Raw genomic sequence first — 3,936 nt, forward strand, 5'->3', positions numbered from 1 at the left:
ATATATGGCTTTGGAATTATCAGTGAAAGCTTGTCTCCAGGATGAATCAAATCCGAGTCAACGGCTGAATTTGCAGATATCAGCTCGTCAACTGTCAAGTTGTACTGGCTGGATATTGTCCAAAAGTTATCTCCCTGCTCAACAACATGGGTTTGTTCTTCTGTAGTTCCCTTTTGAAGATAATGAAGAAGCTTCTCCATATCATCAATTTCATACTTTGATACTTCATTTTGTACTATTTCTATATCTTGTGCAAATTCAAGAATTACTATTTCGGAATCCTCCATCATCATCACATATGGTTCCTTTATAGCTTCAAGAATTTCTTCTGCTTCTTCTTCTGTTTTAAGCTCGCCTAGGATTTCTCCATCAACCTTTATTCCATAGGCAAGTATATTGTATTCAATCTTAGACTCAATATTAGCGACTATTTCGTCGTGTGTTGATATATCTTTGTCGTCACCGTGTGACGGAACATATTCAACTGTATTGGATATTGCAACCTCGGCATGGTTCTCTTCCTGTAAAGAATCCCTGTAATCTCCCAGTACCTGCTCAAAATTTTCCTTGTCCCTTATATTACCAACATGATTACCATCAAAATAAACCTCAAAGGATCTTGTGGCCATTTCATTTACTTTTATCAAATTGGTTAAATGAGAATATAATAGAACTGAAAATGTGAGAATCAATAGAATTGATATATTTACAGCATATGAATTGGAAAGAAATTTCCCTATCATCTTATTATTCTTAAAGTCATTAAGTAATTTTTTTGATTTCTGCATCTGATACCTACTCTGGTAGATTTAATACCTTACGATTATACCATATTTATCAAAAACCTAAAAGGAAAATTTAGATATAATCCTTGTTATATTGTGATATAATATGATTTGGTAACCCAAAACAAATTTTACAGTATTTTATATTAAATCCACAGAGGTGACATTGATGATTTTCAAACTTCAAAATGAAAAAATAGATTTCGGGGATACCCCCGTTGAAAATATATTTATAAATGACTTTATGCCAATGGCCAAAGGAATTCACGTAAAGGTCTATCTCCTTGGCTACAAATATGCAAAAGACAAGGAAGAAAGCTTCTCAACCGAGACAATTGCGAAGAATCTGGGAATTTCTCTGAAAGAAGTCAACGACTCATGGGAATACTGGCAGGACCAGGGCATAGTAAAAATAATAGGCGATGAATATTCAGCCAACGCTCCATCCATTGAATTCATAAACCTGAAACAACTATATGTTGAAAACATATACAGATATGTTCCAGATACAAAGAAGGAGGAACCCAAAGAAGAAAAACTCTCCCTTGAGGATGCAGTCAGTGCAAACAAGTCCGATAATGTAAGAAAGATGTTCAGAGACATAGAATTTGTTTTCGGAAGGCTTATAACTCCCAACGAAAAGAGAAACATCCTTGACTGGATTTCTAAATATTCTGCTAATACAGAAATAGTTTATGAAACATTCAAATATGCAGTAGAGAAGAAAAACGTGAAAAACATGAGATATGTGGAATCCCTCCTAGCTTCATGGTACGACAAAGAGATTTTCGACATTGATTCATTAAGAAATCACCTTGGAATAAACGAGAAAAACTACAAATACTACAATACAGTAAGAAAGCATCTTGGCTTCTCCGGAAGGTCATTGACACTGGAGGAGAGAAATCTCATAGACTGTTGGGTAGACCAGTGGCATTTCTCCGAGGAAATGATAATAAAGGCCCTTTCATACTCAACGGGAACGACAAATCCAAATATGAAGTATTTCAACAAGATTCTCGAAAACTGGCACAGTAAGGGAATATCAAAGGTTGAAGATATACAGATCTTTGACAAGAAACCAAGGAAAAAGCAGTCCCAAACCAAGAAAAATGCATTTCATAACTTTGAACAGCAGTACAATAAGATGTCGGAAGACGAGCTTGAAAAGCTTGCAAAAAAAAGCTTTCAGGATTTAATAGATGATAAAGAGGATATTTGATGAGACAGGAAATATTAAACGAAATAAAAAAGGATTACCAGAAAAAAAGGCTTCGTTCAAAGAAAGAGCTCCAGGACAGAAGAAGCGAACTCTACGAGATGATACCCAAAATAAAAACAATAGACAATACAATTTCAAGAATGAGTATAGAAGTATCAAGACTTGCATTCACAAGACCTGGCAATTTCGAAAGAAAAATGCACGACTACAAAGTTACAATTAATGAACTTCGTGCAGAGAAAAAATCCATCCTTGAGAGAAAAAAGATTCCAGAAATCTACCTTAAGGAGGTTCACTCCTGCAGCAAATGTAAGGATACAGGATATATTGGCGGTAAGATGTGTTCCTGCTACAAACAGGTTCTCATAAACGAGCTCTACAATATTTCAGGGCTGGGAAAGCTTCTTGAAAGGGAAAATTTTGACACTTTCGACCTATCAAAGTTCGACGATAACAAATACAAAAATGAGAAACTGTCCCAAAAAGAAAACATGAAACAAGTCTTCAGAGCTGCACTTCACTATACGGAGAATTTCGAAAAAAGCAAAAAGAACCTGCTCTTCTATGGAGGTACTGGACTTGGAAAGACCTTTGCCTGCAACTGCATAGCAAAGGAACTAATGAGCAAGGGTGTTGTAGTACTTTATCAAACCGCCTTCAGGATGATTGAAACAATAAGCGAGCACAAATTCAACAGAAGCGCTGAATCCTATGAAAATAAGGACAACTACTCAATGATCTACAATGCTGACCTTCTCATAATCGATGACTTGGGTACGGAGTCCATAAATTCATTTACAACTACTGAATTATTCAATATAATAAATTCCCGTATGATCAACGACAAGAAGACTATTATTTCCACAAACCTTTCTCTTGAAAAGATGTCGGAAACATATTCCGACAGGATCATATCTAGAATAATGAGCAATTATGTAATGTTTAAATTCTACGGAAAAGACATTAGGACAAGATGAGGAAAGTAATCAATGGTAACTATAGACACATATAGAAGAGGTTTTAAAAAAGGCTTGCACGTTCTTTTGGAACTTGGAAAAATAATGCTCCCAATTTATATTATCGTAGAGCTTTTGGAATATTCAGGACTTTTACAGATACTTTCAAGGTATTTTGTTCCCTTTATGTCATTTATAGGACTCCCCGGAGAAGCAGCCTTTGCATTGATAGTGGGAGGAACTCTAAATATATATGCATCCCTTGGAGTTCTAGCTTCAATAACGCTTACTGCAAAACAGGCAACAATAGCAGCCACATTCATAGCCATATCACATAATTTGATAGGCGAAACAGTGGTAATAAAAAAAATCGGAGTAAATCCGGTATTCATAATGGTACTTAGGATACTTACATCCTTTGCAGTGGCTTCCATAATGAATATTGTAATGTAGGTGGCTTATGGAAATATTAATAATACTTTTAACAGCCCTCAAAAACGGACTTTTTTCCGTACTCAATCTAGCCAAGATAATCGTACCTCTCATGCTTGTAATAGAAGTATTGAAAGACCTAAAGATACTAGAGAAATTTTCAAAATTCATGTCCCCATTGACAAGATTTCTAAGAATAAAAGAAGATGCATCACTACCCCTTGTAATCGGTAGTGTCCTGGGACTTTTCTTTGGTGCAGGTGTACTCTTCCAAAGCGTACAGGATGGAGACCTAGACAAGAGAAGCCTCGTGATAATAGCTGTATTTCTCGCCCTCTGCCATGCAGTAATTGAGGACACCGTAATCTTTGTATCCATAGGTGCCAATCTTCCCTTGGTTCTTTCAATAAGGATAGTAACAGCCTTCATCATATCATTCATAGCATCAAGACTTATAAAGGAATTGTAGGAACAAGAAAGCAGCTACGCTGCGTTATCCGGGTCACGCTTCATGTGACCATAACGGATATTAAGAGGTCGT

Annotated in this window: 5 protein-coding genes; 4 read left to right on the forward strand and 1 reads right to left on the reverse strand. The window is 36.1% G+C overall.

Features of this window, described 5'->3' with window-relative positions; translation table 11 throughout:
* A partial coding sequence (locus AC3AX0_RS08775; protein ID WP_487549920.1) for a LysM peptidoglycan-binding domain-containing protein occupies window positions 1–647 on the reverse strand: 647 nt, incomplete at its 3' end.
* Between the two features lie 307 nt (window positions 648–954).
* Between AC3AX0_RS08775 and AC3AX0_RS08780 the strand changes: the two genes are divergently transcribed.
* Genes AC3AX0_RS08780 through AC3AX0_RS08795 form a run of 4 tightly spaced genes read left to right on the forward strand, consistent with a single transcriptional unit; the run spans window position 955 to window position 3,864 of the window.
* Window positions 955–2,007: a DnaD domain protein gene (locus AC3AX0_RS08780; protein WP_487549921.1), complete on the forward strand. Its 1,053-nt coding sequence runs from the start codon at window positions 955–957 to the stop codon at window positions 2,005–2,007.
* Entirely contained in the window at window positions 2,007–2,984 is a 978-nt protein-coding gene (locus tag AC3AX0_RS08785; protein ID WP_487549922.1) for an ATP-binding protein, read from the forward strand. Before AC3AX0_RS08780 ends, AC3AX0_RS08785 begins: the two co-directional genes overlap by 1 nt.
* 12 nt (window positions 2,985–2,996) lie before the next feature.
* Window positions 2,997–3,416 carry a nucleoside recognition domain-containing protein gene (locus tag AC3AX0_RS08790; protein WP_487549923.1) on the forward strand — a complete coding sequence of 140 codons (420 nt, stop codon included), beginning with the start codon at window positions 2,997–2,999 and terminating at the stop codon, window positions 3,414–3,416.
* A 7-nt stretch (window positions 3,417–3,423) separates the two neighbouring features.
* On the forward strand, window positions 3,424–3,864 hold the full coding sequence (locus tag AC3AX0_RS08795; RefSeq protein ID WP_487549924.1) for a nucleoside recognition domain-containing protein: 441 nt from the start codon (window positions 3,424–3,426) through the stop codon (window positions 3,862–3,864).
* The last annotated feature ends 72 nt before the right edge of the window (window positions 3,865–3,936 follow it).

This window comes from Dethiosulfatibacter sp. (genome assembly GCF_983023055.1).

Coding starts and splice junctions, on each gene's coding strand:
- AC3AX0_RS08790 (WP_487549923.1), top strand. CDS start 2,997: ATGGTAACTATAGACACATATAGAAGAGGTTTTAAAAAAGGCTTGCAC.
- AC3AX0_RS08795 (WP_487549924.1), top strand. CDS start 3,424: ATGGAAATATTAATAATACTTTTAACAGCCCTCAAAAACGGACTTTTT.
- AC3AX0_RS08785 (WP_487549922.1), top strand. CDS start 2,007: ATGAGACAGGAAATATTAAACGAAATAAAAAAGGATTACCAGAAAAAA.
- AC3AX0_RS08780 (WP_487549921.1), top strand. CDS start 955: ATGATTTTCAAACTTCAAAATGAAAAAATAGATTTCGGGGATACCCCC.